Genomic DNA, 24,571 nt, shown 5'->3' on the forward strand with positions numbered 1-24,571 from the left:
GATCTAGATCCTCCCACTGGTCAGTCCCATGGAAAGATTCAGCCAACCCACCAATAGGAAAGATCCGGCGTCCATCATCCGATAGGATGGAATCTGACCGGTCCATGCGCCTCCTCCACCTCGCCCGCCTCCTCCTGCTCGCCAGCCTCGCGCTGGGCGTTCCTGCTGCAGGCCTTCCCGTCTCCGGGCGGATGGTCTTCCGCAGCTACGGCCCGGAGGAGGGCCTGGAGCACACGAGCCTCAGCACCATCGCCCAGGACGCAGAGGGCTTCCTCTGGGTAGGGACTGAAGGTGGCGCCTACCGCTTCGATGGCACGGGCTTCCGCTTGTGGAGCCTCCCCGAAGGCCTGCCCTCGGCCTGGGTTCGCGCGTTCGGCCCCAACGAGGACGGCAGCCTCTGGATCGGCACCCGGGCAGGCCTCTGCCTGCTGCGCGATGGTCAGATCCAGATCCTCGAACCCGCAGATCCCCTGGCCAGGGCGCAGATCCACCAGATCCTGCGCGACACGCAGGGCAGCGTCTGGGTCGCCGCAGAGTCGGGGCTGTTCGAGAGCGAAGATGGCGAACCCCACTTCAAGCCGGCCCCGGGCTGGCCGGGCGGCCCGGCCTATTCGCTGGGCCTGGACGGCGAAACCCTCTGGGTGGGCGGATCATCCGTCCTCCACCAGCGCGGCGGAGATGGCACCTGGAAGACCTGGTCGGCCCACGAAGGCGTGCCCGCGGAACAGGTGAAAGCCCTCCTGAGGACCCGCTCGGGCACCCTGTGGGTACGGACTCCCAGCCAGCTGCGCGTGCTCGCCCCCAGGGGCACGCGCCTGACCCTTCCGGCCCTGGGCCTCCCACCCCTGGGCGTCAGCTTCTACGAGGAGTCCCTCTGCCCCGACGGTGACGGCGGCGTGTTCGTCCCCACCGCCAAGGGCCTGCTCCACTTCACCGATCGCTCTTGGAGGATCCTGGACGAAAGCCGCGGGTTGCCCTCGGGCTGGGCCAACCAGGCCTTCGTCGACGCCGCGGGCAACCTCTGGGTGGCCAGCCTGGGCCTGCACCGTCTCCTCGGCCGCGGCGCCTGGGAGAACTTCACGCGGCTGGACGGCCTGCCGGCGGACAACATATGGGGCCTGCTGCGGGACCGCTCCGGCGTGCTCTGGGTCGACACCAGCGGCGGCCTCGCCCGCATGGAGGCCAAGGGCCCGGCACCCTTCCCCGCAGCAGCAGGGCTGGTGCTCTACGCGCTCCGTGAAAGCGTGGATGGGTCCATCTGGGGGGCCGGTGAGCACCCCTTCCTGGTCCGCATCAGCCCAGACCGGTCACGGCTGACGCGGATCCAGCTGCCTCCCTCGAAGGCTCCGGCGCTCCCCGTGGCACTGCTTTTCGACCGGCATGGCGACCTGTGGGTGGGGACCACTCATGACGGCCTGTGGCGCGTCTCGGATCCCGCCGGTCATCCCGAATTCCACCGGGCGGAGATTCCCGGGACCACCGCGGAGGACGCCATCACCGCCCTTCACGAGGACGCCCAGGGTCGCCTCTGGGCGGCGACAGGACAAGGACTGGCCCGCCAGGACGGCGGCACCTGGCGGACCTGGGGACCAGACATCGGCCTTCGGCCAGCCCCCCTCGCGGCCCTGGCGCCCCTGCCCGACGGAACCGCCTGGGTGGCCTACCGGGAACCCATGGGGCTCACGCTCGTGGACCTCCGGGGCGAGGCGCCCAGGGTGGTGCGGCACTGGTCCCGCAAGGAAGGCCTCGCCAGCGATTCGGTCTACAGCCTGGCGGCGGATGCCGCAGGCCGTCTGTGGGTGGGGGGCCCCCGCGGCGTCCAGTGGGTGGATGGGACGGAGCACCGCCTGTTCAGGCGGGAGGACGGCCTGACGAGCACGGACTGCAATCCCTTCTCCACCTGGGTGGACGTCGATGGCGGTGTCTGGTTCGGCTCCACGGCGGGACTCCTCCACCACAGCCCCGAGCGACGGCTCGAGGCCCAGAATCCGCCTTCAACCCTCTTCGTCTCCTTCCGGCTGGGAGACCGCCAGTGGGACCACCCCTTTGCGGGCCCCGTGGACCTGGGGCCCGTGCCCTACGGAAACCGCACGCTGGCCGCCCACTTCACCTCCCTGACCTTCGAACACGAAGGGCGGATCCGTTTCCAGTCCCGCCTGACCGGCCTCGACGAGGGCTGGGTGGATATCCCCACCCAGGACCTCCGCTACCAGGCCCTGCCGCCCGGCCCCTACCGGCTGGAAGTCCGGGCCCTGCTGGATGACGGCACGGCCGGTCCCGTGGCTGCCGTGACCTTCCTGGTGCTGCACCCATGGTGGCTGCGCTGGTGGGCCTGGCCCGTCTGGGGCGGCCTGGCCGTGTGCGCCGGGTTGATGGCCTTCCGGTGGCGGTTGCGCCTCCTGGAGAAGCGCAACGAGGAGCTGAAGGTCCTGGTCTACCAGCGCACCGAAGCCCTGGAGCTGAGCAACCTCGCCCTGGCCACCATCTCCACGACGGACCCCCTCACGGGCCTGCGCAACCGGCGCTACCTGGAGGAGGAGCTGCCTCCGGTCATCGCCCTCGTCCTGCGCGCCCAGCGCGACCACCTGGCCGCGGAGCACAGCCCCAGCGAGACCTGCCTCGTCTTCGCCATGATCGACCTGGACCACTTCAAGCGCGTGAACGACACCTGGAGCCATGCCGCGGGCGATCTGGCCCTGAAGCAGGTGGCGGACGTCCTCCGCCACGAGGCCCGCGAGTCCGACTTCCTCATCCGGTGGGGCGGCGAGGAGATCCTCTTCGTGGGCCACACCGCCGATCTCGATGGCGCCGCCACGGTGGTGGCGCGCCTCCACCAGGCCATTCGGGAGCACGCCTTCAACCTGGACCTGCCGCAACCCATCCAGATCACTTGCTCCATCGGCTTCTCGCTCTTCCCCTTCCAGTCAGACCACCTCGAGGCCGCCTCCTGGGAGGACCAGGTGCGCGTGGCCGACCGCTGCCTCTACGCCGCCAAGCGCTCCGGCCGGGACGGCTGGGTGGGCGTCGCGGCGCATTCCGGCCTGCCGGAGGGCCTGGCCCAGCGCTTCGATCAGGGCCCCGCCCTCTGCGCCCAGGCCGGCGCCGTCGAGCTGCGCCACAGCCCCCGCGAGGGGGATCTGGTGTGGCATTGAGGCCTACAGCTTCGCCTCCATCTCCTTCACCATCTGCTCACCGCCCAGCTGCCGCATCTGGTTCAGGATCCAGGCCTGGCGTCCCCGGACGTACTCGCTGGGGGCATTCGCGCGAAACTTGCGGGGATTGGGGAGCACGGCGGCCAGCAGGGCCGCCTCGCCGGGCGTGAGGCGCTTGGCGGGCTTGCCGAAATAGGTGCGGGCCGCGGCCTCGGCGCCGTAGACGCCGTCCCCGAACTCCACGATGTTCAGGTAGACCTCGAGGATCCGCTTCTTCGACCAGCCCAGCTCGATCATCAGCGTGAACCAGGCTTCCGCGCCCTTCCGCGTCCAGGAGCGGCTGTTCCAGAGGAAGAGGTTCTTGGCCGTCTGCTGGGACACCGTGGAGGCGCCGCGCTTCTTGCGGCTGTGCTCGTTGTGCTGGATGGCCTTCTCGATGGCGTCCCAGTCGAAGCCGAAGTGGTCCGGGAAGTTCTGGTCCTCGGCTGCGATCACCGCCGCGCCGAGGCTGGGCGAGATGTCCTCCAGGGGCACCCAGCGGTGATGGGAGACATAGGGCTTGCCGCTGGACCAGGATTCCACCCGGCGCTGGACCATGAGGGCCGACACGGGCACCGGCACGAAGCGGAACACCGCCACCAGCACCACGCTGATCCCCAGGAACAGGCCCAGCATCCAACCCAGGACCACCAGGATCCGTCCGCCCCACCCGCGCTTCTTCTTCGCCATCCCTCCAGGATGCCAGCCCCGCCGCCCTGTGGCATCCTCGCAGGCGGAGGACGGCATGAGCGAAGCCCTGACGGGACCCGAACTGGTGGCGTTGGTGCGGCGGGTGTTCCTGCCGCGGCCGGAGGACAAGGCCCTGGCCATCCTGGTGGACCTGCCGGACCTGCACGTGCCGGACGACGCCGGCTGGATCGAGCGCCGCGCCATCGCCCAGGCCTGGGCTGACACGCTGAACGCCCACCGCAGTGAACTGGGGCTGGAGACCCGCCTGGTGGTCTACCCCAACGTCCACACCAACAACGGCGACCTGCCCGAGCGCGCCTGGATCCACGCCGGCGGTCCCCTGCCCTCCGCCGATTCGCTGGCCCCCGCGGCCTCCGTGAGCTTCACCGAGCTCTACGCCGGCCACCCCATCCTCATCGCCCTCACGAAGTTCTCCGCCACGGCCCCCCTCAAGCTGGCCGCGAAGACCCACCCCATCCGCGCCGCCACCATGCCCGGCTTCCGCTCGGACATGATCCCCGCCCTGCGCCTGGACTACACGGAGGTGAACCGCCGTGTGAACCTCCTGAAGGACCTGCTGGACCGGGCCGAGGGCGCGAGCTTCCGCTTCGGCACCCCCGACGGCCCCTGCGAGCTCTTCGTGGACCTGCGCCACCGCACGGGCCACGCCTCCGGCGGCCTGCTGCCTGCGCCGGGCGTGGCGGGGAACCTGCCCTCGGGCGAGGCCTACATCGTGCCCTACGAGGGCGAGCGTGAGGGCGATCCCAGCCGAACGGCGGGCGTGATGCCCGTGCAGTTCGGATCCGAGGTGGTGCGCTACCGCATTGAGGGCAACAAGGCCCTGGAAGTCGTCTCCGAAGGGCCGAAGTCCCGGGAGGAGGCCGCCCACCTCGCCCAGGAGCCCGCCTACGGCAACCTGGCGGAGCTGGGCCTGGGGGTGCTCTCCGCCTTCGGCGTGAAGCCCATCGGCGAGATCCTCCTGGACGAGAAGCTGGGCCTCCACCTCGCCTTCGGCCGCAGCGACCACTTCGGCGGCCAGGTGGGACCGAAGGACTTCAGCAGCCCCGAGGCCGTCATCCACATCGACCGCGTCTACGTCCACGAGACTCAGCCCGACGTGAAGGTGCTGTCCGTGGATCTCGCGATGGCCAACGGCAGCGCCGCGCCGCTCATGCGGGATGGAGCCTACACCGTCGGATTCTGATCCCATGCCGCAGAGAGTTTTGCCACGGATGAACACGGATAGACACGGATGAAAGCCAGCGCGCCTTATCAGTGTTCATCTGTGTTCATCCGTGGCTGATTTCCTTTTGCGGGCGGCGCCTTGGCGCAGCAGGGGCAGAGGCAGACCACGTTCCGGAGCTCTTCTGGCACCAATGCCAGCGAAGCCGGGTTGAAGGTGACGGTGGTGCACCAGCAGGGCGCGTCCAGATGGCCGCAGGCGGCGGGGGCACATCCGTTCGGCCCGCCGCAAAGGGGGCAGGTCTGTCTCTGGGCGGCGGTCAGGCTCTGGTCGTCGAGGGGCATGGTCGGAACTCGGAATGGCGGTTCAGGGACGCAGGGTGGCGATGGTCGCCTGCATGCGGGCCACCCCCTTTTACTGGCGCAAGATCTTGTCCATGGTTTGGCCCTTCGCGAGCTCGTCGATGAGCTTGTCGAGATACCGGATCTTCTGGGTGATGGGGTCCTGGATGTCCTCGACGCGAACGCCACACACGACCCCCTTGATGTGAGCGCTGTTCGGGTGGATCGCCGGGGCCTGGTCAAAGAAAGCCTGGAAATCAATGTGGACGACGGCGTGGTGCCGGAGCTGCTCGCGACTGTAGCCCGTCAGCCAGCAGATGATGGTGTCCACCTCCTCCTTCGTCCGGTTCTTGCGTTCGGCCTTCTGCACGTACAGCGGATAGACCGTCGTGAAGAGCAGCTTTGAGATTTCGCGTGGGGGCATGAGGGTGTCTCTTGGTTCGATCGTTCAGGGATGCCTGGCGAATGAAGTTAACCGGACCCGCCTACACCGAGCCGTCGAGTGGAGCCGAGGAAGTGGAGCGCTGAGAGCGCGGAAGGCAATGCAGGCGGGGTCCGACTTGAGCCAGAGGTTAGGCGTCTGCATTTGAATTGCCATTCTGGCTTGAAGTGTGGAATGCCATGGTGATGATTGACGGAAAAATAAAGCCCTTAAGATAGGAGAGCGGATGCCTACCCAGGGTGAAATCGACGGGCAGTTTCCCGAAGTGCGCCCAATAGTGCGTTGCAACAAGCCCGGTGATACCGGCCCACATTCCATACAATGCCCAGCGTTTACCAAAGGCGACGAGCAATAAACTGAGAGTAATCATCACTCGAAGGACCGATTGCACGTATTCGAATGCTGTATGCACACTATTCCCAACACCTAGATACAGATCGCACAGGGTATAGATGTGGTAACAGATCAGCAGTCCGGCGAGAATAAAGATGATCAGGCGCCGGAATAACAGAAATCGGCTCGTCTGCATTCTAGGCAGTGTGTTCACTTCGGCCCTCCTTTCTACAGACGCTTAAGTTCCTTTAGACGGAGATGAACGAAGAGGACGCTAATGGGATCACTCTCCCACCGCCGTCCCTCCTCGTCCATCGCCAGCTGCCTTGTCTTTTCTTGGTGCCTTGGTAGTGATCCTTCTTTTACCGCGAACGGCTCATCGCTTCGGATACGCCGGCACCGCGGGGAAGGCAGGCGTGGGGTTGTCGCGCAGCTGCTTCAGCAGGGTCTCGATGCCCACTTCGAGCTGGCGGTCGTGGCCCTGCAGGAGGCTGGCGGGGTCGTTCTCCACGGTGAGGTCGGGGTCGGCGCCGTGGTTCTCCACCCACCACTTCCCTTCACGGCCGTAGAAGCCGTTGTTGCTCTGCTCGACACGGCCGCCGTCCAGGGTGAGCTGGGTGTTGATGATGCCCACCAGGCCACCCCAGCTGGGCACGCCCACGATGGTGCCGAGCTTGCGCGCCTTCACGTGCTCGAGGAAGGCCTCGCCGTCGCTGCCGTTCTGCTCGTTGGTGAGGAAGACGTAGCGGCCGTCGCTGGCGGTGCCCGGGTAGCGGAAGGACCCCATGCCGCGCAGCACGTTGAAGCCCACCTGCTTGCGCTCCAGCTTGTCGATCATGAAGAACTCGGTCCAGCCCCCGCCGTTGCCGCGCACATCGATGACGATGCCCTTCTTGTAGCGGAAGGCGCGCCAGTACTTGTCGAACTGGCCGATGTTCTGGTCGCCCATGGCCGTGAGGTGCATGTAGCCGAGCTGGCCGTTCGAGGCCTTGTCCACGGCGGCGATGTTGCCGGCCACCCAGTGCTCGTAGCGCAGGGACCCGTCATTGGGGACGGGTTCCACCTCGACGGTGCGGGCGCCGTCCAGGGTGGGCTTCGCGTTCACCGTCAGCGTGACCTTCTGTCCCTTGATGACCTGGAGACGCGACTCGATGGCCTCGGGGGCCTTGAGGGGCTTGCCGTCGATGGCCAGCAGGTAGTCGCCCTCCTTCACCTTGGGCGCGGGATCGGCCAGCGGCGCCTTGAGGTCTCGGGCGTAGGCCGTGGGGCCATAGACCTTGGCGAAGCGGTAGAGGCCGTTCTCGGCCTTGAAGTCGGCGCCGAGGAACCCCGGATGGACCGGGCTCGGAGCCAGCTTGGCCGGGCCCAGGTCGCCGCCGGACACATAGGTGTGGCTCACGCACAGCTCGCCCACCATCTGGCTCAGCAGCCAGTTGAGCTCCTGGCGGGAATTGAGCTCCGGCAGCCAGGCGCGGAACTTGGCGCCGATGGCGGCCCAGTCGTTCCCGTTCATGTTCGCGTCATAGAAGAAGTCCCGGTACCAGCGCCAGGTGTCCTCGAAGATCTGCTTCCACTCGGCCCGGGGATCGGCGGTCATGATCATCCGCTCCAGGTCCAGCTTCTCGGGCAGGGCCTTGGAGGTGAACACGGCCGCGGCCTCGCCCACGTGGAAGTTCGGCCCCTTGCGGAGGAGCAGGCGCCGGCCCTCGGCATCGAAGGTCCAGTCGCTGATGGCATCCGTCAGCACCACCTCCTTGTCCTTCTTGGCGGAGGCATCATAGAGGTGCAGCTTCCACTTGTCGGCGCCGCGGGGTGCGTAGAACTCCTCCACCACGTTGTCGTCCCAGCCCCCGACCTCGTCCCAGCCCACGATCCCCCTTCCCGCCTTGAGGTGGAAGAGGTTGCCGGGCTTCACAGGCAGGGGCGCGATGCGGTCGGACAGCCCGGCCACATCGATGCGGAAGGCGGAGGCGCTCGAAAGCGAAGCTACGGCGGAGGTCTTGTCTTCACCGGCCCGCAGCTTCACCGCCATGACCTGAACCGGCGCGGACTGGATGTGGTTGTCCTGGCTGGGATCGAGCTGCGTGTGGAAGTTGCTGTAGCTCAGGAAGTAGAGGGTGCTGCCGTCGTGGTCGAAGGTGGGGTTCACGCAGTCGTAGAACCCATCCGTGAGGGCCACCTTCTGCTTCGTGGCGAGGTTGAACAGGATGATGCGGCCGTTGCGGCTGGGCTCCACCACCGAGTAGGCCACCCACTGGGAGTCCGGCGCCCAGGTGTAGTCGCTCACCTCCCAGGAGAACTGGTCGTTCTTCAGGTCGTGGAATTCGTCCACCTTGGTGAGCTTCTTCGTGGCCACGTCCATGACGTAGATGGCCAAGCTCTTGTCGCCGAAGAGGACCTTCGTGCCGTCTGGGCTCCACTCCAGGTGGTAGAGGGCGGTCTTGAGACCTGTGGGAATGCGCTCCGCCGCACCGCCCTCCGCGGGCTGCACGTAGAGGTCGTAGTCGCCGCTGGCGTCGCTGAAATAGGCCACGCGCTTGCCATCCGGCGACAGGCGCGGGAAGCGCTCGCGCACGCCCGGCGTTTGCGTGAGGTTCTTCGCAGGCTTCGCCGCGTCCGTGGGGAGCAGGAAGACCTCGCCACGTGCCTCGAAGACGGCGGTCTGGCCCGTCAGGCTCATGGCCTGGATCCACTCCTTGGGGTTCACGGGATGGGGCGCCACCTTCCAGGCATCGCTGGCGGTCGTGACGGGCACGGGGCGAACGGTCTTCGTGGCCAGGTCCAGGGCCTGGAGGTATCCGCCCTGCTCGAAGACCACCGTGCGGCCGTCCGTGCTGGGCTGCTGCACGTCGAAGTCCTTCAGGTCCGTGAGCTGCTCCACGGCCTTGGTGGCGGGATCGACCGCATAGAGGTTGGTGATGCCGCTGGCGCCGCGGTCGGACTCGAAGAGCACCTTGCCGTTCGCCCAGATGGGGGCGCCGTTGCGGCCCACGTAGTCCGTCAGCTTCGTGAAGCCGCCGGTCTTCAGGTCCGCCAGCCAGAGGTCCTGGTGCAGGCCGCCCTTGTAGCGCTTCCAGTAGTACTCGACATGTCCCTTGGAGCTGTAGGCCAGGCGCTGGCCATCCGGCGACAGGGTGCCCTGGACGGCCCGCGGGACCGCGAGGGCCGCGGGTTCGTGGCCTTCCAGATCGACGGTGAAGAGCCGTTCGATGGGACGGCGGTCATACCCGCCGAGGGCCTTGACCACCACCTGGAGGCTGTCCGGCGTCCAGCCCTGCACGGAGGCGTACCCGCTCCAGGTGAGGCGCTTCGGCGTGCCGCCCTCGGCGGGCATGACATAGGCCTCGGTGGCCCCGTCGTACTGGGCGCTGAAGGCGATCCACTTGCCATCGGGGCTGAAGCGGGCCGCGGTCTCCACGCCGGGATGCGATGTCAGGCGGCGGGCCGCGCCGCCCTTGAGGGAGCCCAGCCAGAGGTCGCTTTCCCAGGTGAAGACCACGCGATCGCCATGCACATCCGGCGAGCTGACGAAGCGGGGCGCGCGGTCCTGGGCCACGAGGGCGCAGGCCACGAGAAGCACGGCGGAAGCACGGAAGCGCGGCATCAAAGACTCCGGTGAAGGGTGGATCACTATACATCGCTTCACGAGGAGGGAGTGAGCCCCACGTGGACGAAGTCCCGAATCGCCTTGTGGCGCCTGGAAATCGATGCTAGGTTGACCTTCCAACAGGCTTTCCATGTTCCACGCCGGTCCCGCCATCATTAGCGCCGCCAACGCGATCATTCCGTCGCGCGAGGGGGCATAGGCCGGATCCGATCCACGATTCCAAGCCCCCCGCACCGCAAGGTCGGGGGGTTCTTCATAAGAGGTCATAACAAAACCCGACGGAGCCGCGATGAACCCAGGCAGTATGCACCGCAAGGAAGGGCCCGCTGGGCGATGCGGCACATCGTTCAAGGGCCCTGACGCCGCGGGGCGCCTGCCTGGGTTCATCCCTCCGGGCGATGGGCGGCGGGCGTCGCGATGCAGCGTCACGCTCGTCGCGCGTAGTACCCGCTACGCGTCGACTCGCGTTTCTCGCCTCGCTCGCCCGGCGCACCTCGCGCGGTCCCGTGGGGTTTTGTTATGACCTATTTGCCCGGAGCACCCATGAGCCCAGATACGGTCCAGCCTCCCCAGGATCTCCTCGAGCGCATCCTCACGGCCCTGGTCTACGATGTGGCCATCGAGTCGCCCCTGGAGGCGGCGCCGCGCCTGTCAGGCCGGGTGGGCTGCCCCGTGTGGCTGAAGCGCGAGGACCTCCAGCCCGTGTTCTCCTTCAAGCTCCGGGGCGCCTACAACAAGATCGCCCAGCTAGAGCCCTCGGAGCGGGCCAAGGGGGTCATCGCCGCCTCCGCGGGCAACCACGCGCAGGGCGTGGCCCTGGCCGCCCGTAAGCTGGGGTGCGAGGCGGTGATCGTCATGCCCGTGACCACGCCCCGCATCAAGGTGGATGCCGTGCGCCGCCTGGGCGCGGAGGTCGTCCTCCACGGGGACTCCTTCGACCAGGCCTACGCCCACTCCCAGACCCTCATGGCTGCCGAGGGCAAGGTCTACATCCACCCCTACGACGATCCCGACGTGATCGCGGGCCAGGGCACCATCGGCCTGGAACTGCTGCGCCAGATGCCCCGGGGGCTGCGGGCGGTGTTCGTGCCCGTGGGCGGCGGAGGCCTCATCGCCGGCATCGCCGCCTACCTCAAGCGCCTCCGGCCGGAGATCCGGATCATCGGCGTGGAGCCCGCGGACGCGGACGCCATGACCCGCTCCCTGGCGGCGGGCCACCGGGTGAAGCTGGAGCGGGTGGGCCTCTTCGCGGACGGCGTGGCCGTCAGCCAGGTGGGCGCCCTGCCCTTCGAGCTCTGCCGGCAGCACGTGGACGAGATGGTGCGGGTGGACACGGACGAGATCTGCGCCGCCATCAAGGATGTCTTCGAGGAGACCCGCTCCATCCTGGAGCCCTCCGGGGCCCTGGCCCTGGCGGGGCTCAAGGCCTGGGCGGCCCGCCAGGGCGCGGAAGCGGGCGGCGGGAACCTGGTGGCGATCCTCTCCGGCGCCAACGCGAACTTCGACACCCTCCGCTTCGTGGCCGAACAGGCGGAGCTGGGCGAAAAGCGGGAGGCCATCCTCGCCGTCACCATCCCCGAGCGGCCCGGCAGCTTCAAAGCCTTCTGCGAGCTCATCGGCGCCCGGTCCGTCACCGAGTTCAACTACCGCCTGGCGGATCCGGACCGGGCCCACATCTTCGTGGGGCTGCAGGTGGCGGACCGCTCGGAGATCGAACCGCTGCTGGCGCGCCTGCGGGCCGAAGGCTTGGAGGCCCGGGACCTGAGCGACAACGACATGGCCAAGTTCCACGTGCGCCACATGGTGGGGGGCCGCGCGCCCTCGGCCACCCATGAGCGGCTCTACCGCTTCGAGTTCCCCGAGCGGCCCGGCGCCCTGCTCCGCTTCCTGGAGCGCATGAGCCGCGGCTGGAACATCTCCCTCTTCCACTACCGCAACCACGGCGCCGACTACGGCCGCGTCCTGGCCGGCATCCAGGTCCCCCCTGAAGATCAGGTGACCTTCCAGGCCTTCCTGGACGGCCTGGGCTACCAGTTCGTGGATGAAGGGGACAACCCGGCGTACAAGCTGTTCCTGGGATAGCACGCAGTAGGGAAAGATCACCACCAAGACACCAAGGCACCAAGAAAAGCGAAGGAAGAGCCTTTGCACTTCTTGGCGATCTTGGTGCCTTGGTGGTAAAAACCCGCTTCTCGTACCAAACCATAGCTGGTCTGGAAGCTTAGAACAGCTTCCCCACCAGCGCCGCCAGGGCGGTTTCGGTGCGGAGGATGCGGGGGCCGAGGTCCAGGGGCTTCAGGCCGGCCTTGAGGAGGCTTTGCACTTCGGCCTCCACCCAGCCTCCCTCGGGGCCGATGGCGAGGGTGACGGGGGCCGCCAGCACCTTCGGCGCCGCGGCGCCGGTGCCGGGATGCGCCATGAGGCCCGTGCCGCCCGCCAGTAGGCCGGGCAGCTCGTCCTCCACGAAGGGGCGGAAGAGCCGCGCCAGGCGCAGCTCGGGCAGCACCGTGTCCTTGGCCTGCTCCAGGCCCAGGATCAGCTGCTCGCGCAGGTTCTCGGGCTTCATCCTCGTGCTGGCCCAGTAGGCCTTCTCCACCTTCCAGGCGTTGAGCAGCACGATCCGCGCCGCGCCCAGGCTGGCGGCGGCCGCCACCACGCGGTTCAGGACTTTGGGTCGAGGCACCGCGATGAGCAGGTTCAGCGGCAGCTTGGGCGGCGGCGCCTGGTCCAAGGTCAGCTCTAGCTCCAGGACCTCGCCGTCCAGGCGCAGCACCCGGCCCCGGCCCATCTTCCCGTTCAGCAGGCCTACGGCCAGCTCGTCGCCAACACCGGCACGATGGACCACGCGGACATGGGCCAGGCGCCGGCCCGCGAGGCGGGCCCGGTCCGGGGCTGTCAGGTCCTCCGGCAGCAGAAGCACCAGGTTCAAGGGAGGTCCCGGCCCAGGTCCAGGGCCAGGATCAGGTCGCGGTCGACCTGGTTCCCGATCTGGAAGACATGGTCGCCGACTTCCCGGAAGCCGCTGCGGGCGTAGAAAGCCAGGGCCTTGTGGTTGTTCTCCCAGACGCCCAGCCAGAGGACGTCCGCGCCCCAGGCCCGCGCCATCTCCACCGCCTCCGCCATGAGGGCCGCGCCTCGACCGCCGCCCTGGGCCGCGCGCAGCACATAGATGCGCTGCAGCTCCACCGGACGCTCGCCGGGGACACCCGGCTCCCGGTGGCCCAGGCGCAGCTGGAGGAAGCCCATGGGCACACCATCGACCTCCAGGATCCGGGCGGGCCGAGACGAATCCTCCAGCTCGGCCTGCTGGATGGCCTCGCCGTAGACGGTCGCCAGGAAAGCCTCCAGGTCCGGGCCGGAGGTGTGCTGTTCGAAGGTCTCGCGGAAGGTGCGGGTCGCGAGGTCGGCAAGGATGGCGGCGTCTTCCGGGGTGGCGGGTCGGATGGCGATGGCAGGCATGGGCGCTACTTTCGCTTGGGGTTGGAGCGGGGCCTCGTCTTGGCGCGGGCGGCCACGGCGATGGCCTTGGCCATCCAGACCGAGAGCTGGTCCGGGTCCTCCAGCACCTCGACAGGCAGCTCGTAGTACTGCATGGGCCGCGCCGGGTCGCCGAAGGGCATGAAGGGCCCCATGCCGGCGACCTCGAAGTCGGGGCGGTTCGTGTCGTCCGCCTTGAAGTAGAGCGTGTCCTCCGCGGCCAGGGCGAAGGCGCGTCCGTCGGCGAAGAAGCAGAGACCGCCGAACATCCGCCGGGAGTCCACGGGGCGGATCCGCCCCATCTGCTCCAGGAGGTATGTGCGGTAGCTCACGGAAACGGCCATGGCGACATGGTACTCTCCTCGCGGCACCGCCGGGACGCCCGGCGTTTTCACAGGATCCCCCATGCGGATCAACACCCTCGACGACCTCCTCCGCGCCGTGAAGGACCGCCCCCGCAAGCGCCTGGTGGTGGCCTGGGCCAATGACGCCCACACCCTGGAGGCCGTGAACGCCGCCGTGGAAGCCGGTTTGGTGGAGGCCATCCTCGTGGGCGACGAACCCGTGATGGTGAAGGTCTGCGGCGACCAGGGCATGGCGAAGGAGCGCTTCCGCATGGTCCACGCCGCCTCGGACACCGAGGCCGCGGACAAGGCCGTGGCCATGGTGCGCTTCGGCGAGGCGGACCTGCTGATGAAGGGCCTGCTCAGCACCGAGAAGTACATGAAGGCCATCCTGAACAAGGACCAGGGTCTGCTGGACCCCGGCGCCATCCTCAGCCACGTGACCGTGATGGAGCACCCGGGCCATCCCAAGCTGCTCATCGCCGGCGACGTGGCCGTGATCCCCGAACCGGAGTTCAAGGAGAAGGTGGCCATTCTCGGCTACCTGGTGCGGACCGCGAAGGCCCTGGGCGTCGAGACCCCCAAGGTGGCCGTGCTGGCCGCCTCCGAGCAGGTGCAGCCGAAGATGCGCGCCAGCGCCGAGGCCGCCCTGCTCTCCAAGATGGCTGACCGCGGCCAGATCAAAGGGGCCCTCGTCGACGGGCCCATGGCCCTGGACGGCGCGATCGACCCTGAATCCGCGCGCATCAAGGGCATGACCGGCCCCGTGGCGGGCGACGCAGACTGCCTGCTCTTCCCCAACCTGGAGGCCGGCAACACCTTCTACAAGGCCGGCACCAAGCTGGGCGGCGCGGAGATCGCCGCCGTCGTGGCCGGAGCCCGGGTCCCCTGCGTGCTCAGCAGCCGGGGCGACACCGCCAAGACCAAGCTCAGCTCCATCGCCCTGGCGGCCCTGCTGGCTTAAAGCTCCTACTTCTTCTCGACGTTCAGCTCCGAGAAGGTCATGAGGATCTGCTGCTTGTTCGCGCTCCCCATCCAGACGCTGAGGTCCAGGGCCACAGGGAGCGGAAGGTCCTGGATGGCCTTGTTCGTGATCAGGACCTTCAGGCGCAGGGAGGAGTCCGTGGACAGGTAGTCGCCGTCGTAGCCGGCCAGCACCAGCCCGCCCGGTTGGCGCTCGAAGGTGGGCCGGATGGTGGAGTCGAAGGCTGGACTCTTCACCTTCATTTCGGTGATGGTGAACGTCCGGTCCATCTGGAGGTGCACCTTGACATCCCCCGTCTCCTCCCAGTCCACGAGGTAGTGGGAGCCCGCATCCATCACCCGGGCGGAAGCGCCCGCGGGCGGGAACGGGGTGTTCACCATGAAGGGAGCCCAGGTCTGGAAGAAGCCCGTGAGGGTCTGCTCCATGCCGCTGTACACCTGGTTCAACCCGGCCGTGGTCTGGGGATTCGGGCTGTCCACGGTGTTGTGCGAGACCTGGGCGTCGCCCTGGGGGCCCACCCGCACGTCGAACCGGACCTTCGCAAAGAGGTCCATGGCCGCCTTGTAGCCTTCCGGATTCGCCTTCGCCTGGTCCGCCAGCATGGCGGCCCAATCCGGCGTCGCGACAAAGCGGTAGCGGTTGAAGCCCTTCCCGGCCAGGTTCACGTAGGCAGCACGGGCCTTCTGGAGCACGCCTTCGGGGTCGGGCACGGCCTTGGGTGCCGGTGCTTTCGGCGCCGCTTTGGGGGGCGCCGCCAGGAGCACGGGTCCCCAGGCCGCCGGGCCGAGTCCGGCCGAGGCGAGGAGGAGGATCGGGGCAAGACGGCGGCGGTGGCTCAAGGGGCCCTCCGGAAGGTCAGGTTTCGACGATGGATGGCCCCAGTCTAAGGGCGTTCTCAGGCTGGCGGGTAGTCCTTGGCCATTTCCCGGCCGGAGAGGACGCGCAAGGCGCCCTTGGCAAGGGCGGCCATCTCGTTCTCGCCGGGGTAGACCTTCACGGGGCAGCCGAGGGCGGCGGTCAGGCGGGTCAGCTCCGCCACCAGCTTCGGGGAGCGGGCCATGCCGCCCGTGAGGAGGATGGCGTCGATGGAGGCGCCCTCGAAGGCGGGCGCCAGCGCCGTGATGGCCTTGGCGATCTGGTAGATCATGGCGTCATAGACCAGCGTGGCTTCGACGTCCCCGGCCTCCACCCGGCGCTCCACCTCGCGCATGTCCGAGGTGCCCAGGAGGTCGATCATGCCGCCCCGGCCCTTGTTCTTGAGCTTCAGCTCGGCCTTGGTGTACTTGCCGGAGAAGCAGAGGTCGATGAGCTGGCCCGCAGGCAGGGTGCCCGTGCGCTGGGGCGAGAAGGGCCCTTCCCCGTCCAGGCCGTTGTTCACGTCGATGTAGCGGCCCTTGCGGTGGGCGCCGACGGTGATGCCGCCTCCCATGTGGGCCACGATGACATTCACGCGCTCGTAGAAGGTCTCGTGCTCCTCGGCGTAGCGCCGGGCCGTGGCGATCTGGTTCAGCGCATGGCTGATCACGCGGCGGGGCAACTCCCTCAGGCCGGAGATCTTCACCTTGGGATCGGCCTCGTCCACCACCACCGGGTCCACGATGTAGGCCGGGGTGCCCGTGCCAGCCACCAGCTCGGCGGCGATGAGGGCCCCCAGGTTCGAGGCGTGCTCTCCGCGGGACCCTTGTTTCAGATCCTCCAGCATGGGAGGTCCCACCCGCCAGGTGCCGTGGGGGATGGGCCGCAGCAGGCCCCCCCGCCCGGCCACGGCGTCGAGGTCCGCAGGGGTGAAGCCCCGGTCCCGCAGGAAGCACAGGACCGCATCCTTGCGGAAGGCGAACTGCTCGGTGATGGGGTGGCCCTCGAAGGGCTTCAGCTCTTCGGCGGAATGCTGGAGCTCCTCCGTGAACCGCTCCTCATCGCCTTCGAAGATCGAGGTCTTGGTGGACGTCGATCCGGGGTTCAGCACCAGCACGCGATGGCGCCGGAAGAAGGTGTCCTTGGGCGTCCGCTTCCACTCGCCGTAGGCGTGCAGGCGCATGACGGAGGCCTTGATGGCCAGGCGGATGTCCTCGGGCGTGCAGTCCATGGGCAGGTCCACGCCCTGGAACCAGAGGCCGAACATGACGGGGAACTTCTTCGCCTCCGGGAACCGCGTGGCGTAGAGGTGGTAGAGCAGGTTCCCCATGTCCAGGTTGGGGCACACGATCACGTTGGGGACGCCTTCCCAGGGCAGGCCGTCCGCATGGTACAGGTCCGCGGAGCGGCGCGAGAGGGCCACGCTGACCTTCACCTCCCCGCGGATGTGGATGCTGGCGTAGCGCGTGTGGTGGGCGATGCGTTCCGCGAGGATCTCCGGCACCAGCTCGGCGGCCTGCCGCACCAGCTCGGGCGACGGTCCCTCGTCGCTGCCGCGGTTGGAGTAGGACACCATGGCACAGCGGATCTCCGGCAGCACCTCCTCGGGGATGAGGTCGCGGGCCACCGCGCAGGTGCCCACAGCCACTTCCGCCAGCGTGCGCGGCGTCATGGTCGCGTTCACGCCCACGTCCCCGAACACCACGATGTTGCGGGGATAGACCTCCTCGGGATGCTCGTCGGGAAGCACGAACACGCCGGCCTCGCAGGCGACGCTGCGCTGGGACAGGATGTCCACCATGGGCCGGAAGAAGGCCTTGGGCTCGTGGATGGCGCCGCCCACCACCATGTCGGCATGCCCGAGCTTCACGGCCCAGATGCCGAAGCGGCCGGGCTCCCGGACCAGGTCCCGGGCCTCCGCGATCCCGATGGGCCGCTGGTGAGTCCTCCCGAACTCCACGCAGGCCGCGGCGAAGGACTCCACCAGGTCCGGCCGGGAGGCGGGATCCACGAAGGCGCTCTCGGAGAGGGTGTAGGCCACCCGGTCCGCGCCCAGGTGCGCCAGCCGCTGGGCGGCCACGGCCCGGACCTCGGCCTCGGGCGCGAGGAAGACGGGGCGGATGAAGCGCCCGAGGAAACAGGCGGCTTCGAGGGTGCGGGGATCCAGGGCCTCCGGGAACATCACCGTGGGGCGGTTCCGGGGCACGGCCAGGAGACGACTGTCGAGGGACGCTTCGATGTCAAACATGGGGCTCCGCATCGCTTGAAAAGCCTTGCAGCGCAGAGTCTAGCAGGCAGCGGATTCTATTTTGCCGATCCCGTGGTCACATATCCGGCGACCGGTCTGCGACTTGGGCCGACTCCACCCAGATCACCTCGCAGGAACCATCCCCGGTATCCGTCCGGCTCAGGCTGCTCACCCAGTGCCAGCCGTCCTTCCCGTCCGCCCGCACGAGCTGGCCCTTCAGGTGGACCAGCTGTCCCACCCTGGCCGCCTTCAGGCGCCGGGCGACACCTCCGTTCGCGGGGATCATATGCATGTTGGCGCTGTGGCTGACGACCTGGGTTTCCGGGACGGGCATGCGTGCCGATCGCCAGAAGTACCAGCGGTCCCGCTGGTCGATGGTGAAGGCCTCCAGAATGCGCGAATCGGACATGGGGCCCCACCCCAGGGCCAGGTCCACGGGCGACAGCTCCGCCGCCCGATCGAAGCGGTAGCGCTCCTTGCCCAGTATGCGCGCATGGATGTCGAAGGCGGCGAGCGGCGTGATGGTGTGGTTCTTGAAGGTCCACGTCGCCGTCGATTCCGGAGGTTCCTGGACCGGTTCCTCCGGCGCGAGAGCCCCTGCAGGCTGGGATACGGCCCGCTGGTCCCACCACAGGAACGCAGCGATAAGGACCAGGCCAGCCATGACCAGGCCTGCCCGGCGCTCACGCCATCTCTCGAGCCATGCACCCATGGTCCAAGGCTACCCTGACCAGCCGCCCGGATCCCGGATCAGAACTTCACGACATCCGTGGCGACGAACTGGTGGTGTTCTGTGCCCGGCTCCCGAACCAGCGGGTAGGCGATGGTCAGCAGGAACACCCGCCCGACCGAGCTCTTCAGGTTGCCCAGGCGCAGGCCACCCCCCACATCCACGTAGGTGCGGCTCCAGCGCCCGGTGTCGGTCCGATGGATGGCGCCGGCGTCCGCGTAAGCCACGAACCCGAGCCGCAGGATGCCGAGCCAGTCGTAGGAGGTGTTGACGCGCTCCTCGAGGGAGGCCATCCACCGGCGATCCCCCAGCAGCAGGTGGTTCCCGTACCCCCGCATCCCGTCCATCCCGCCCAGGTAGAGGTAAGACTCGGGCTCCGGCCGGCGGACTGCGTCCAGCTGCACATAGGCCGCCTGGGTCTGCGCCCGGAATCCCTGGTAGTAGGTGGTCAGGCTGAGCGTCGCGAGGGCGTCGCGCCAGCCCTCGGGCTCATGCCGGGTCGCCCCCTTGGCTCGGAGCAGGATGAGGGAACTGTCCCCCGGCGCCCATCCCTTGGAGGCGCTGACCCGGATGAAGGGCGAGTCGAGGTCGCTTCCCAGGCTCTTCAGATGGGAGCCCAGGCTGAAACTCGCGGCCCACCCGAGGTTGTAGTCCTCGGAGTGGGTCATGCCTGCGAGGTCCCGGAACGTCCGGAACCGGTCCTCGAACAGGCTCCACGAGACGTGGAGGCCTCGCAGCCGGCGGTCCGACAGCGAGGGGACGGGGAGGTTCCCGGCATCCAGGGTCTGGATCGGGCCGTACTCGGACCGGCTCAGATCCAGTCCCCCACCCAACCGGATCGCCTGCCCATCCAGCACCAGGGCTGCCATGGAGCCTTCGACCAGGAGGCCCTCCTGCCGGGAGGCGAAGGCGTAGGCGGTGCGCTCCTGGTTGTAGACCGACTGGATGGCGTCCGAGGAAGAGGCCCTGAACGTCATGGACCACGGCGTCTCCAGCCCCCGGTACGGCTTCGAGAGCTCGAGGTAGCGGGTCTTCCCGTCCGAGAGCACCTGATAGCGCGAATCCAGCGTCCATTGGGTTCCGAGGATCTGCCGGTCCAGGTACTGCATCGTCTCGATGGAGCGCTCGGGGGTGCGCTCGTGGGACAGGATCAAGTCTTTCCCGTAGCCCAGGAAGTTGGCCTCGTGGAGGGAGAACCCGAAATTCCGCTGCCCGCCTACCTGGGTGAAGCCCGCGCTGCCCTTCAAGGTCCAGGCATCCCGGGTGCGGACCACGGCCCTGACCGCCCCGGTCTCGTCCACCTGAGGGTCGATCTGGGCGTCCTTGAAGAACCGGAAGGTCCGCAGGTTCCGCTCGGCCTCATGGATCAGCCGGGCCTTCACCGGATCCCCCGGCTTGAAGGGGATCTCCCGGCGCACCACCTGCTCCCGCGTCTGGATGTGCAGGAAGTTCGCGGTACGGCCGATCCAGTGGTTCTCATGGGGAAGGGAGAGATCGAAGACATCCCCCACGCGGATGTCGATGCCCGCGATGCGGGCCTGTCGGGCCTCCAGCTCTTCCCAGGTGGGCGGTGCCTGGGCGCCGAGCGTGGTGCCGACCAGGAACCCCGCCAGGGCAGCCCTTCGGCAGAAGCGATCCGGACGTCGGCCCCTTTCCTGCGCGATGGACATGCCCAAAGCCTAGGCGAAATGGTGACGGCCGTCACGGCGGATGGGCGGGATCCGCCTATGATTCGTGCCTTCGTATGGTTCTTTCCGCGCAGGATTCCAGTCATCCGCTCCTCCCGGAGCCGGGACGCAGGACCGCGGAAAGCTCCCCGAATCCGGGCGGGACGGCGCGCCGGAACGGTAACCTATCCCAAACCCGTCCCCTGGAGTCCTCATGGACCTCACTTGGCTTTCCGCCAACCCCGGCCTGACCCTGCTGACCCTGCTCGCGATCACCTTCGCGGTGCTGCTCCTCAGCAAGTGGATCCGCTACATCCCGAACAACCGCGTGGGCATCGTGGAAAAGCTCATCAGCCGGAAGGGCTCGGTCAAGACCGGCCTCATCGCCCTCAGCGGCGAGGCCGGCTACCAGCCCCAGCTCCTGCGCGGCGGCTGGCACCTGCTCACGCCCTTCCAGTACCGCATCCACAAGATGCCCCTGGTGACCATTCCCCAGGGCAAGATCGGCTACATCTTCGCCCGAGACGGCCACGACCTGCCGCCCTCCCAGGCCCTGGCCAGCAATGCCCACGGTGCCGACTTCCAGGATGTGGTGGCCTTCATTCAGGGCGGTGGCGAAAAGGGCCCCCAACGCCAGATCCTGCGCGAGGGCATCTACGCGATCAACCTGGCCCAGTTCGTGGTGCTCACCGAGGATCGGCTCTTCTACCTGCCCCTGGATCCCGGCGAGCTGGACACCTTCCAGAAGATGAGCGCCATCATCACCGAGCGCGGCGGCTGGCGCCCCGTGATCATCAAAGGCACGGACGACGCCGTGGGCATCGTGACCGTGCATGACGGCCCCAGCCTGGCCAGCGGCGAGATCATCGCCCCCACCGTGGGCGAGGACCCGCACCAGGCATCCAGCTACCACAACAACTTCCAGGATGCGGACAAGTTCCTGGTGGCCGGCGGCCAGCGTGGGCGCCAGTACCAGGTGCTGGTGGAAGGCACCTACTACATCAACCGCCTCTTCGCCACGGTGGAGCTGATCCCCAAGACCGTGGTGGAGGTGGGCACCGTCGGCGTGGTGGTGAGCTACACCGGCGCCATCGGCGCCGACATCAGCGGCCAGGAGTACCGCCACGGCGAGCTCGTGGCCAAGGGCAGCCGCGGCGTGTGGAGCGAGCCTCTGCTGCCCGGTAAGTACGCCTTCAACACCTACGCTGGCAAGGTGCTCATGGTGCCCACCACCAACTTCATCCTGAAGTGGTCCAAGGGCGAGGTGGGCAGCCACAAGTTCGACGAGAACCTGGCCGAAGTGAGCCTCATCACCAAGGACGCCTTCGAGCCCAGCCTGCCGCTCTCCGTGGTGGTGCACATCGACTACCGCAAGGCGCCCCTCGTCATCCAGCGCTTCGGCGACATCAAGAAGCTGGTGGAGCAGACGCTGGATCCCATGGTCAGCGCCTACTTCAAGAACATCGGCCAGACCCGCACCCTCATCCAGCTCATCCAGGACCGCAGCGCCATCCAGGAGCTGAGCGGCTCGCAGATGAAGGAGAAGTTCGCCCAGTACAACCTTGAGCTGCAGGAAGTCCTCATCGGCACGCCCACCAGCGGGGCGCCCGGCGGGCAGATCGAGCAGATCCTCGTCCAGCTCCGCAGCCGCCAGATCGCCGACGAGCAGGTGGAGACCTACGGCCGCCAGCAGAGCGCCGCGGTGAAGGAGCGGGAGCTGCGCGAGGCCGAGGCCCGGGCCAAGCAACAGACCCTGCTGACGGAATCCGCCATCGGTATCGAGGTGCAGAGCAACCAGGGCAAGGCCGAGTACGCCAAGGCCCAGCAGCAGGCCGCGCAGATCCAGACGTTGGCCGGCGCCGAGGCGGAGAAGGTTCGCCTCATGGGCGAGGGCGAGGCCAAGCGCATCAAGGTCATGGCCGAGGCCCAGGCCGAGCAGGCCGCCCGCGTGGGCATCGCCCAGGCCATGGCCATCGAGGAGCAGGTCCGCGCCTACGGCGGACCCCAGTTCCAGCTGGTGCAGCAGGTCATGAGCCGTTTCGCCGAAGCCATCGAGAAGTCCCAGGTGGACGTGGTGCCCAAGATCCACATGGGCGGCGGAGAGAAGGGCGGCGGCAGCCTCATCGAGAGCCTGCTGGGCCTCCTGCTCAGCGAGAAGGCCGGCCAGCTCGCGGGCGTGGTGCCCACTGCGGCCAACCCCGAGGCCGAGGCCTTGAAATCAGCCCTGAGGCAGAACCTCACGAAATGACCCATCCCGGGTTTCCAGGAGAAGGGGCGGCGATGCCGCCCCTTTCGCTGGTAGGTTTGGAGGATCAATTCCTACCTGTTTCCGGATGCCCATGCTCGCGCTGCTCCTGCTGTCCCCCTTCGCCCAGGTCCAGTCCCAGGGACTCGCCATGCCCATGCCCGCCTCGGCGGAGGCTCTCTACAAGGCTGGCGACTGGGCCGGCCTCGCGGACTGGTTCGAGACCGTGCCGCCCGCCACCCGGGGAGCCCACTACGAGACATGGATCCAGGCCCTCCAGCGGAGCCGGCGCTGGGAGCGCCTCGTGACGGTCTGCGAAGCGCTCCAACCGCAGCTGGAGGCCAAGTCCGGCCCCCGTCTGGGCATCTACCGCCTCTATCGGGCCCAGGCCCTGAGCCAGCTGGGCCGTCATGCCGAGGCCGCGGCCGCCCATGCCGAGAACGGCCGCCTGGGCTACCCAGACGGCTTCTCCAACGCCTGCACCGAGGCGAGGCTGTCCCAGGACTGGAGTTCCCTGCTGGCCTACGCGACGGAGCTACTAGCCAGGAGGCCCGATCAGGCCCTCGGACTGGCCTGGAAAGGCGAAGCCCTCGCCCGGCTGGACCGGTTCCCCGAGGCCGAGCCGATCCTTCGCGAGGCCCTGGTGAAGGATCCGAAGATCGCCTACGCCTGGAACAACCTGGGCCGCTGCCTCAATGAGCGGAAGGCCTGGGGGGAGGCCTGTGAAGCCCTGGACCGGGCCCTGGCTTTGGATCCCGGCCAACTTGAGGCCCTCTTCAACCGCGGCCGCGCCCGCTTCGAGCTGAAGCTCTACAAGGAGAGCCGGGACGACTTCCGCGCCGCACTGGCCCTGCGCCCGAACGACCCGGTCATCGCCGAGAACCTGCGCCAGGCCGAGCGCTACGCAGCCCTGCCCGCACCCAAGTCGCGCTAGGCCTGGGTCATTGCGAGGCATGCCAAGACACGCCCCTGCCTCCCCGGCCTTGACTTGTCCCGACATTCCAGGGTGAGCCCATGAAAAAGACAGACGCGAAGCAAGGCCAGTCGGCTTCGGAGCTCATCTCTGGACGGATCGCCGAGCTCGACGACTGGCGGGGGGAAACCCTCGACAGGATGCGCAGGCTCATCCGGGAGGCCGACCCGGACATCGTCGAGGAATGGAAATGGATGGGTACGCCCGTCTGGTCGCACGATGGCATCATCTGCACGGGCGAAACGTACAAGAAGGCTGTGAAGCTCACCTTCATCAAGGGAGCGTCTCTGGAAGACCCGGATCATCTCTTCAACTCGAGCCTCGAAGGAAACGCGCGCCGCGCCATCGACATCCACGAGGGAGACGAGATCAACGCATCCGCTTTCAAGGCGCTCGTTCGCCGAGCGGTCGCCCTCAACCTCGCCGGCAAGCCGAAACCCACGAAAAAAGCGAAGCCATAGGGGACCTCAGGCCAAATTCCGTTCTTCCTCAGGCGATAATCCCGTCATGGACGCCAACGGCCCACTCCACGACCTCCTCGACGGCTGCCGCCGGCTCCATGCGGGCGGTCTTCTGGCGGCCTCGGACGGCAACCTCTCCGTGCGCCTGCCCAACGGCCTCATTGCCATGACGCCCAGCGGCGTCCCCAAGGCCAAGGTGCGCCTGGAGGACTTGGCCCACCTCACGCTGGATGGCGAAATTCTCTCGGGCCGTCCCAGCAGCGAGCGGGCCATGCACTTGGCCATCTACCGGGCGGTGCCGGAAGCGAAGGCGGTGGTTCACGCCCACCCGCCCACGGCCATCGCCTGGACCCTGGCCCGGCCTGAGCTGGCCGAACTCCCCTCCGACGGCCTGCCCGAGGTGATCCTCGCCGCGGGCCGCATCCCCATCGTGCCCATGGCCATCCCCGGCACCGAGACCATGGGAACGAACCTCCTGCCGTTCCTGCCCGGGCACCGCCTCATGATCCTGGCCCGCCATGGCGGCCTCTGCTGGGGCGAGCACCTGGACGAGGCCGTGGGCGGCCTCGAGCGCCTTGAGCAGGTCGCCCAGATCCTGTGGAAGGCCGAGACCCTCGGCGGCGCCAAGCCGCTGGCTCATTCCGAACTCGAAGCGCTCCGAGCCCTGCGCGCGAAGCTCGGGTCGAGGATCATTTGAACTCGATTGCAAAGACAAACGCCAACCGCAGAAAGCGCGGAGAACGCAGAGGGACGCTTGTTCATTTCTCTGCGCTCTCGGCGTTCTCTGCGGTGCATCCAC

The 24,571-nt window shown here is 67.9% G+C and carries 20 protein-coding genes and 1 pseudogene; 8 read left to right on the forward strand and 13 right to left on the reverse strand.

Annotated features, from left to right (window positions below; genetic code table 11):
* Positions 1-104 precede the first annotated feature (104 nt).
* Positions 105-3,152 (forward strand): ligand-binding sensor domain-containing diguanylate cyclase, encoded by a 3,048-nt coding sequence (locus MLJ35_RS05580; RefSeq protein WP_243383488.1) that lies wholly within the window; start codon positions 105-107, stop codon positions 3,150-3,152.
* Between the two features lie 3 nt (positions 3,153-3,155).
* On the opposite strand, the gene mtgA is transcribed toward MLJ35_RS05580, so the two are convergent.
* Positions 3,156-3,827, reverse strand: coding sequence for a monofunctional biosynthetic peptidoglycan transglycosylase (gene mtgA, locus MLJ35_RS05585; protein WP_420843024.1), 672 nt, complete (start codon positions 3,825-3,827; stop codon positions 3,156-3,158).
* A 109-nt stretch (positions 3,828-3,936) separates the two neighbouring features.
* Here mtgA and MLJ35_RS05590 point away from each other — a divergent pair, with 109 nt between their 5' ends.
* Positions 3,937-5,085: a M29 family metallopeptidase gene (locus tag MLJ35_RS05590; RefSeq protein WP_243383490.1), complete on the forward strand. Its 1,149-nt coding sequence runs from the start codon at positions 3,937-3,939 to the stop codon at positions 5,083-5,085.
* A 68-nt stretch (positions 5,086-5,153) separates the two neighbouring features.
* Here the strand turns inward: MLJ35_RS05590 and MLJ35_RS16190 are convergent, their stop codons facing one another.
* The 4 genes from MLJ35_RS16190 to MLJ35_RS05605 form a co-directional block, all read right to left on the reverse strand.
* Positions 5,154-5,408, reverse strand: coding sequence for a cysteine-rich CWC family protein (locus MLJ35_RS16190; protein WP_420843020.1), 255 nt, complete (start codon positions 5,406-5,408; stop codon positions 5,154-5,156).
* Between the two features lie 70 nt (positions 5,409-5,478).
* Positions 5,479-5,829, reverse strand: a complete 351-nt coding sequence (locus MLJ35_RS05595) for a DUF2200 domain-containing protein (protein ID WP_243383491.1) — start codon at positions 5,827-5,829, stop codon at positions 5,479-5,481.
* Positions 5,830-5,977: 148 nt separating this feature from the next.
* A complete protein-coding gene (locus MLJ35_RS05600) occupies positions 5,978-6,394 on the reverse strand; it encodes a hypothetical protein (protein ID WP_243383492.1) in 417 nt (138 codons plus the stop codon).
* Between the two features lie 162 nt (positions 6,395-6,556).
* Positions 6,557-9,784 carry a S41 family peptidase gene (locus tag MLJ35_RS05605; protein WP_243383493.1) on the reverse strand — a complete coding sequence of 1,076 codons (3,228 nt, stop codon included), beginning with the start codon at positions 9,782-9,784 and terminating at the stop codon, positions 6,557-6,559.
* A gap of 546 nt (positions 9,785-10,330) precedes the next feature.
* Here MLJ35_RS05605 and ilvA point away from each other — a divergent pair.
* Entirely contained in the window at positions 10,331-11,869 is a 1,539-nt protein-coding gene (gene ilvA, locus MLJ35_RS05610; RefSeq protein WP_243383494.1) for a threonine ammonia-lyase, biosynthetic, read from the forward strand.
* Between the two features lie 139 nt (positions 11,870-12,008).
* Here the strand turns inward: ilvA and MLJ35_RS05615 are convergent, their stop codons facing one another.
* The 3 genes from MLJ35_RS05615 to MLJ35_RS05625 are packed head-to-tail and all read right to left on the reverse strand — an operon-like array spanning position 12,009 to position 13,608.
* Positions 12,009-12,716: a 16S rRNA (uracil(1498)-N(3))-methyltransferase gene (locus MLJ35_RS05615; protein WP_275976385.1), complete on the reverse strand. Its 708-nt coding sequence runs from the start codon at positions 12,714-12,716 to the stop codon at positions 12,009-12,011.
* Positions 12,713-13,246 carry a GNAT family N-acetyltransferase gene (locus MLJ35_RS05620; protein ID WP_243383495.1) on the reverse strand — a complete coding sequence of 178 codons (534 nt, stop codon included), beginning with the start codon at positions 13,244-13,246 and terminating at the stop codon, positions 12,713-12,715. Before MLJ35_RS05620 ends, MLJ35_RS05615 begins: the two co-directional genes overlap by 4 nt.
* Positions 13,247-13,251: 5 nt before the next feature.
* Positions 13,252-13,608, reverse strand: a complete 357-nt coding sequence (locus MLJ35_RS05625) for a TfoX/Sxy family protein (RefSeq protein WP_243383496.1) — start codon at positions 13,606-13,608, stop codon at positions 13,252-13,254.
* 61 nt (positions 13,609-13,669) lie between these two features.
* Between MLJ35_RS05625 and MLJ35_RS05630 the strand changes: the two genes are divergently transcribed.
* Positions 13,670-14,572 carry a bifunctional enoyl-CoA hydratase/phosphate acetyltransferase gene (locus MLJ35_RS05630; RefSeq protein ID WP_243383497.1) on the forward strand — a complete coding sequence of 301 codons (903 nt, stop codon included), beginning with the start codon at positions 13,670-13,672 and terminating at the stop codon, positions 14,570-14,572.
* Positions 14,573-14,577: 5 nt separating this feature from the next.
* On the opposite strand, the gene MLJ35_RS05635 is transcribed toward MLJ35_RS05630, so the two are convergent.
* From MLJ35_RS05635 to MLJ35_RS05650, 5 genes and pseudogenes are all read right to left on the reverse strand, one after another.
* Positions 14,578-15,432, reverse strand: a complete 855-nt coding sequence (locus tag MLJ35_RS05635; RefSeq protein WP_243383498.1) for a hypothetical protein — start codon at positions 15,430-15,432, stop codon at positions 14,578-14,580.
* A 56-nt stretch (positions 15,433-15,488) separates the two neighbouring features.
* Positions 15,489-16,631, reverse strand: coding sequence for a butyrate kinase (buk, locus tag MLJ35_RS16195; protein ID WP_420843025.1), 1,143 nt, complete (start codon positions 16,629-16,631; stop codon positions 15,489-15,491).
* A 36-nt stretch (positions 16,632-16,667) separates the two neighbouring features.
* Positions 16,668-17,708, reverse strand: a pseudogene (locus MLJ35_RS16200) (phosphate acyltransferase); the annotation flags it as partial.
* A 64-nt stretch (positions 17,709-17,772) separates the two neighbouring features.
* Positions 17,773-18,360: a hypothetical protein gene (locus MLJ35_RS05645; RefSeq protein ID WP_243383500.1), complete on the reverse strand. Its 588-nt coding sequence runs from the start codon at positions 18,358-18,360 to the stop codon at positions 17,773-17,775.
* Positions 18,361-18,446: 86 nt separating this feature from the next.
* Positions 18,447-20,096 carry a BamA/TamA family outer membrane protein gene (locus MLJ35_RS05650; RefSeq protein WP_243383501.1) on the reverse strand — a complete coding sequence of 550 codons (1,650 nt, stop codon included), beginning with the start codon at positions 20,094-20,096 and terminating at the stop codon, positions 18,447-18,449.
* 211 nt (positions 20,097-20,307) lie between these two features.
* On the opposite strand from MLJ35_RS05650, the gene MLJ35_RS05655 reads away from it, so the two are divergent.
* From MLJ35_RS05655 to MLJ35_RS05670, 4 genes are all read left to right on the forward strand, one after another.
* The gene (locus MLJ35_RS05655; RefSeq protein WP_243383502.1) at positions 20,308-22,341 is read left to right on the forward strand and encodes an SPFH domain-containing protein; all 2,034 of its coding nucleotides are present in this window, start codon (positions 20,308-20,310) and stop codon (positions 22,339-22,341) included.
* A 91-nt stretch (positions 22,342-22,432) separates the two neighbouring features.
* Positions 22,433-23,272 carry a tetratricopeptide repeat protein gene (locus MLJ35_RS05660; protein ID WP_243383503.1) on the forward strand — a complete coding sequence of 280 codons (840 nt, stop codon included), beginning with the start codon at positions 22,433-22,435 and terminating at the stop codon, positions 23,270-23,272.
* Positions 23,273-23,352: 80 nt separating this feature from the next.
* Positions 23,353-23,772 carry a DUF1801 domain-containing protein gene (locus MLJ35_RS05665; protein ID WP_243383504.1) on the forward strand — a complete coding sequence of 140 codons (420 nt, stop codon included), beginning with the start codon at positions 23,353-23,355 and terminating at the stop codon, positions 23,770-23,772.
* Positions 23,773-23,818: 46 nt separating this feature from the next.
* Positions 23,819-24,469, forward strand: coding sequence for a class II aldolase/adducin family protein (locus MLJ35_RS05670; protein WP_243383505.1), 651 nt, complete (start codon positions 23,819-23,821; stop codon positions 24,467-24,469).
* Positions 24,470-24,571: the final 102 nt, after the last annotated feature.

The organism is Geothrix alkalitolerans (assembly GCF_022808885.1).
Taxonomy (GTDB): domain Bacteria; phylum Acidobacteriota; class Holophagae; order Holophagales; family Holophagaceae; genus Geothrix; species Geothrix alkalitolerans.

Excerpts from the sequence above, each read along its gene's own strand:
- MLJ35_RS05580 (WP_243383488.1), top strand. The coding sequence starts at position 105 with ATGCGCCTCCTCCACCTCGCCCGCCTCCTCCTGCTCGCCAGCCTCGCG.
- mtgA (WP_420843024.1), bottom strand. The coding sequence starts at position 3,827 with ATGCTGGGCCTGTTCCTGGGGATCAGCGTGGTGCTGGTGGCGGTGTTC.
- MLJ35_RS05590 (WP_243383490.1), top strand. The coding sequence starts at position 3,937 with ATGAGCGAAGCCCTGACGGGACCCGAACTGGTGGCGTTGGTGCGGCGG.
- MLJ35_RS16190 (WP_420843020.1), bottom strand. The coding sequence starts at position 5,408 with ATGCCCCTCGACGACCAGAGCCTGACCGCCGCCCAGAGACAGACCTGC.
- MLJ35_RS05595 (WP_243383491.1), bottom strand. The coding sequence starts at position 5,829 with ATGCCCCCACGCGAAATCTCAAAGCTGCTCTTCACGACGGTCTATCCG.
- MLJ35_RS05605 (WP_243383493.1), bottom strand. The coding sequence starts at position 9,784 with ATGCCGCGCTTCCGTGCTTCCGCCGTGCTTCTCGTGGCCTGCGCCCTC.
- ilvA (WP_243383494.1), top strand. The coding sequence starts at position 10,331 with ATGAGCCCAGATACGGTCCAGCCTCCCCAGGATCTCCTCGAGCGCATC.
- MLJ35_RS05620 (WP_243383495.1), bottom strand. The coding sequence starts at position 13,246 with ATGCCTGCCATCGCCATCCGACCCGCCACCCCGGAAGACGCCGCCATC.
- MLJ35_RS05625 (WP_243383496.1), bottom strand. The coding sequence starts at position 13,608 with ATGGCCGTTTCCGTGAGCTACCGCACATACCTCCTGGAGCAGATGGGG.
- MLJ35_RS05630 (WP_243383497.1), top strand. The coding sequence starts at position 13,670 with ATGCGGATCAACACCCTCGACGACCTCCTCCGCGCCGTGAAGGACCGC.
- buk (WP_420843025.1), bottom strand. The coding sequence starts at position 16,631 with ATGCGCCTGCACGCCTACGGCGAGTGGAAGCGGACGCCCAAGGACACC.
- MLJ35_RS05645 (WP_243383500.1), bottom strand. The coding sequence starts at position 18,360 with ATGGCTGGCCTGGTCCTTATCGCTGCGTTCCTGTGGTGGGACCAGCGG.
- MLJ35_RS05650 (WP_243383501.1), bottom strand. The coding sequence starts at position 20,096 with ATGTCCATCGCGCAGGAAAGGGGCCGACGTCCGGATCGCTTCTGCCGA.
- MLJ35_RS05655 (WP_243383502.1), top strand. The coding sequence starts at position 20,308 with ATGGACCTCACTTGGCTTTCCGCCAACCCCGGCCTGACCCTGCTGACC.
- MLJ35_RS05660 (WP_243383503.1), top strand. The coding sequence starts at position 22,433 with ATGCTCGCGCTGCTCCTGCTGTCCCCCTTCGCCCAGGTCCAGTCCCAG.
- MLJ35_RS05665 (WP_243383504.1), top strand. The coding sequence starts at position 23,353 with ATGAAAAAGACAGACGCGAAGCAAGGCCAGTCGGCTTCGGAGCTCATC.
- MLJ35_RS05670 (WP_243383505.1), top strand. The coding sequence starts at position 23,819 with ATGGACGCCAACGGCCCACTCCACGACCTCCTCGACGGCTGCCGCCGG.